Source organism: Paraburkholderia sp. SIMBA_030, from assembly GCF_046535245.1.
Taxonomy (GTDB): Bacteria; Pseudomonadota; Gammaproteobacteria; order Burkholderiales; family Burkholderiaceae; genus Paraburkholderia.
Window position 1 is genome coordinate 1 of the sequence record NZ_JAWRXB010000062.1, and the last position, 1184, is coordinate 1184.

Sequence of the window (1184 nt, forward strand, 5' to 3'; positions counted from 1 at the left end):
TTCGCGCCTTCGTTGACGACGTTGATGTCCGGGCGCGTCTTCAGCACATCGCGGATCGCGCGCAAGGCGCTGTGGAAATTCATCGGCGACGGGTTCTTGTCGAGCGTGGCGGCCATCCTGGCGAGATTCCTGTTCTTGCGCTCGGCGATCGCGCCGGTCCACTCAGCGCCCGGCTTCGCGAAGCTCGCATCGAGGCCTGCGCGCAGTGCCGCCACGCACGAGCCGATATCGCCGATCACCGGCGCGGCAATCGCGACGTTGCTGTCGATTTCGGTCGGCGAAATATCGACCTGGACGAACTGCTTCGGCGCCGCGCCCCACGTTTTGCCCTTGCCGTGCGACAGCAGCCAGTTCAGCCGCGCGCCGATCAGCACGACGACGTCGGCTTCCTGCAGCACGAACGAGCGCGCCGCCGACGCCGATTGCTCGTGCGTATCGGGCAGCAGGCCCTTGGCCATCGACATCGGCAGATACGGAATGCCGCTTTGCTCGACGAACGCGCGGATCTCGGCGTCAGCCTGCGCGTACGCCGCCCCCTTGCCGAGCAGAATCAGCGGACGCCTGGCGCTCTTCAGCACATCGATCGCACGCTTGACCGATTCCGGCGCCGGCAACTGACGCGGCGCGGCATCGACCACGCGCACCAGCGACTGCTGCGCCTTCACGGCATCCAGCGTTTGCGCGAGCAGCCTGGCCGGCAAGTCCAGATACACGCCACCCGGACGGCCCGACACCGCCGCACGGATCGCACGCGCCACGCCGATGCCGATGTCTTGCGCATGCAGCACGCGATAGGCGGCCTTCGCGTACGGCCTGGCCGCATTCAACTGATCCATTTCTTCGTAATCGCCCTGCTGCAGATCGACGATCTCGCGCTCGCTCGAGCCGCTGATCAGGATCATCGGGAAGCAGTTGGTAGTCGCGTTGGCGAGCGCCGTCAGGCCGTTCAGAAAGCCCGGCGCCGACACCGTCAGGCAGATGCCCGGCTTCTGCGTCATGAAACCGGCGATGGCCGCTGCGTTGCCCGCGTGCTGTTCGTGACGAAAGCCGATGAAACGCATTCCCTCCGCCTGGGCAAGGCGCGCCAGGTCGGTGATGGGAATGCCGACCAGTCCAAAGATGGTGTGGATGTCGTTCAGTTTCAGCGCATCGATGACGAGATGGAATCCGTCGGTCGTTTCGGT

The 1184-nt window shown here is 65.5% G+C and carries 1 protein-coding gene; it reads right to left on the bottom strand.

What is annotated here, in order from left to right; all coding sequences use genetic code 11:
• Positions 1-1184, bottom strand: a 1184-nt coding sequence (gene oxc, locus SB772_RS39005) for an oxalyl-CoA decarboxylase (RefSeq protein ID WP_410838389.1), incomplete at both ends; no start/stop codon positions are given.